The organism is Variovorax sp. JS1663, assembly GCF_002157355.1.
Classification (GTDB): domain Bacteria; phylum Pseudomonadota; class Gammaproteobacteria; order Burkholderiales; family Burkholderiaceae_C; genus Variovorax.
The window spans coordinates 1-4,106 of sequence record NZ_LYMK01000103.1; the positions used below are offsets into that span (position 1 = coordinate 1).

General features: G+C 65.5%; 1 protein-coding gene. It reads left to right on the forward strand.

Translation table 11 applies throughout. The features are described 5' to 3' along the window. Positions 1–155: 155 nt before the first annotated feature. Positions 156–4,106: beta strand repeat-containing protein (locus A8M77_RS34690; protein ID WP_192871723.1), on the forward strand; the 3,951-nt coding region annotated here is incomplete at its 3' end.

Below are 4,106 nucleotides of genomic sequence, written 5' to 3' on the forward strand. Positions count from 1 at the left end.
CAACTGTCATGGGCAGCACCGGTGGGGCGGGCGGTTTTGGCGGCGGTGGGGGTAGAGGCTCGAGCGCCGGCGGTGTGGCGGGATTCGGCGGTAGGAACGGCGTATCGTCGCAAGGCGGCGGCGGCGGCGCAGGCATGGGGGGCGGCATATTCGTGATGGACGGCGCGACCGTCGCAATCACCGGCTCGCTCAACATCAACGGCAATTCCGTGGCCGGCGGGAACGGAGCCGGTGGCTTCGCATCGGCTTTCGGTTCAGGCATTTTTCTCCAGGGCAGCACTTCAGCACTGACCTTCGAGCCCGCCAGCGGGTTCACGCAAACGGTCGCCAATGTCATTGCGGACCAGACCGGCTCGGGCGGTACGGGGGGCGATGCCGGCAGCATCGGCATTACCAAGAACGGTGCCGGTACCCTCATCCTTTCGGGCGTCAATACGTACAGTGGCGGTACCATCGTGAAAGGAGGCACGCTGTCGATCTCCTCGGACGAGAACCTGGGCGCTGCGTCGAGTGGGCTGACCCTCGATGGGGGCACTCTGCGGAACACCGCCGGTTTCATGTTCACGCGTGCCATCACCGTCGGCAGCGCCGGGGGGGGCTTCCAGACCGATGTCGACCAGATCTCCACCGGCGCCATCTCGGGCGAGGGCGGTGTGACCAAGACCGGCACCGGTACCTTGACCCTCTGGGGCGACAACACCTACACCGGAGCGACAACAGTCAATGCCGGCACTTTGAGAGCCGGCCGGTTCGCCAACGCCTTTGGCAAAGGCAGCGCGGTCACCGTCAACAGCGGCGCGACTCTGGACCTGGACAGTCGCAGCCAGACCATCGGCAGCCTGGCGGGATCGGGCAACGTCAGTCTGGGCACCGGCACCCTCACGAGCGGAGAAAACAACACCAGCACTACCTTCAGCGGCCGGTTCTCGGGGTTCGGCGGCGGCCTGAACAAGATCGGCACAGGAACTTTGACCCTGTCCGGCGACAACAGCGCCTATACCGGATTGACCACGGTCACCGCCGGCACCTTGCAAGCCGGCATCATCGACAACGCCTTTGGCCAGCGCAGTGAGGTCGTGGTCGGCGTCGGTGCCACCCTGGACCTGAACAACCACAACCAGACCATCTACAAGCTGGCGGGATCGGGCTACGTCAATCTGGGCACCGGCACCCTCACGACGACGTTCGGCACCGTCTCTACCTTCGGTGGCCAGATCTCGGGAAGCGGCGGCCTGACCACGATAGGCTCGGGAACACTGACCCTCTCCGGAGCCAACAGCTACACCGGAGCGACGACCGTCAACTACGGCACCCTGCAAGCCGGAGCAGTCAACACTTTCAGCGCGGCCAGCGCGGTGACCCTCGCTGGCGGCACCACCCTGAACCTGGCCGGCTACGACCAGGCCATCGGCAGCCTGACGGGCTTGGGCTCCGTGACCTTGGGTACCGCCACCTTGACGACCGGGGCGAACGACGGCAGTACCGACTACGGCGGTGTCATTTCGGGAACCGGGGGGCTCACCAAGACCGGCAGCGGAACACTGACCCTGACCGGAGACAACACCTACACCGGCGCGACCACCATCAACGGAGGCACGCTGCGGCTGGGCGACGGCAACCTCAGTTCCACGAGACTGAGTGCCGACACTGTGGTCACCGTGAACAGCGGCGGCACCCTGGACGTGAATGGGCAGATGGTGGGGAAGCTGGCGGGGAATGACGTCATCTATTTGAAGGGAGGCACCCTGACCAATGGCAATACCAACAAAGCGGACTACGTGTACAGCGCCATCGATCTGGACCAGGGAGCCACCACCAACACCCTTAGCAGCAACGGCGAACTGAAGCTGGTGGGCAACGTCAGTGGCGGCAGCGTCACCGTCGCCGGCACCGGTCAAGTCTCTTACGGTGTAGCCAACACCTACACCGGGACAACCACGATCAACGCCGGAGCGACTCTGCAGACGGTTGCTGCCAGCGTGGAAAAGAGCAGTGGCATCATCAACAACGGCGCCCTGATCATCGTCGATTACAACGGTAACGACGGCACCCTCAGCCAGAGCATAGAAGGCAGCGGCAGCCTGACCAGGAAGGGCTTTTCTATGCTCACCCTCTCCGGCATCAACAGTTACAGTGGCGGCACCTCCATCTTGAATGGCAGGTTGTCCATCTCCGACGACAGGAACCTGGGTGACGCCTCCGGCCCGCTGACCCTCGCGGGCGGCATCCTGCGCAACACCGCTGTCGTCACGACCGGACGTTCCATCACCCTTGGGTCCGGCGGCGGCGACTTCTTGACCGATGCCGACTTGACCGCCACCGGCCCGATCATGGGAGACCCAGCGAGCAACGGTCGCTTGTACAAAGAGGGGGCTGGTACCTTGACCCTCACTGGCAACAATACCTACACGGGAGACACCGTCATCTGGGCAGGCACGCTGTCCGTATCGAAGAATGAGAACCTGGGTGACGTCGCGAAGAGTGAGTTGATCCTCGATGGAGGCACCCTGCGCACCACCGGTGCCTTCGACACCGCGCGGACCATCAACCTCGAAGGCAACGGCGGTACCTTGCAAACCGACGCCGACCTCACGGCAAGCGGCCTCGTTCGCGGCGACGGTACCTTGGTCAAGACGGGCGCGGGCACCCTCACATTGACGGGCGGCACCAACGGGTACAGGGGAGGTACCCAGATCGACGCCGGGACACTGGCCGTCTCGGCCGATGCCAACCTGGGGGATATCACGGGGGCGGTGAGCTTCGATGGCGGCACTCTGCGTACCACTGACGTCATCACCACCGCGCGAAGCATCGTCCTCGAAACCGGCGGTGGCACCCTGCAGACTGACGCCAATCTCATCGCAGACGGCATCGTCAGCGGCGTGGGCGCCCTGACCAAGACCGGCGCCGGCACCTTGACCCTCACGGGCACCAACACCTACACAGGCGGCACCACCATCGCAGGGGGCACGGTGTCGATCGCCGGAGATCAGAACCTCGGCGCGACCGCCGGCCAACTGACCCTCGATGGTGGCACGCTGCAGAACACCGCGGTCATCACGACCGGGCGTGCCATCACCATCGACAGCGCTGGAGGTGTCTTCCACACCGATGCGGACCTGAACTCCACCGGCACCGTCTCGGGGGCTGGCGGCTTGACCAAGACCGGCGCCGGCACACTGACCCTCACGGGCACCAACACCTACGCAGGCGGCACCACCATCAGCGCCGGCACCCTGGCCGGCAACGCCACCAGCTTCGGCGGCGGTGACATCGCCAACAACGCTGCGCTGCTGATCGAGCAGCCCACCGACGCCACCCTGACCAACACCGTCACCGGCAGCGGCACCGTCACCAAGACCGGCGCCGGCACCCTGACCCTCACAGGCACCAACACCTACGCAGGCGGCAGCGCCATCAACGGCGGCACTCTGGCTGGCAATGCCGCCAGCCTCGGCAGTGGTGCCATCGCCAACAATGCCGCGCTGCTGATCGATCAGCCGGCTGATGCGACCCTCGCCAACACTGTCACCGGCGGGGGCACCCTCACCAAGACCGGTGCCGGCACCTTGACCCTGACGGGCACCAACACCTACGCAGGCGGCACCACCATCAGCGCCGGTATCCTGGCCGGCAATGCCACCAGCTTCGGCACGGAAGCCATCACCAACAACGCCGCGCTGCTGATCGAGCAGCCTGTCGACGCCACCCTGACCAACACCGTCACCGGCAGCGGCACCCTCACCAAGACCGGTGCCGGCACACTGACTCTCACGGGCACCAACACCTACGCAGGCGGCACCACCATCAGCGCCGGCACCCTGGCCGGCAACGCTGGCAGTTTCGGCAACGGCGCCATTGCCAACAACGCCGCGCTGTTGATCGAGCAGCCCACCGACGCCATCCTGACCAACACCGTTACCGGCAGCGGTACCCTCACCAAGACCGGTGCGGGTACGCTGACGCTGACGGGGACCAATACCTACGCAGGCGGCACCACCATCAGCGCGGGCACCCTGGCCGGCAATGCCGCCAGCTTTGGCAGCGGCGCCATCGCCAACAACGCCGCGCTGCTGATCGAGCAGCCTGTCGACGCCACCCTGACC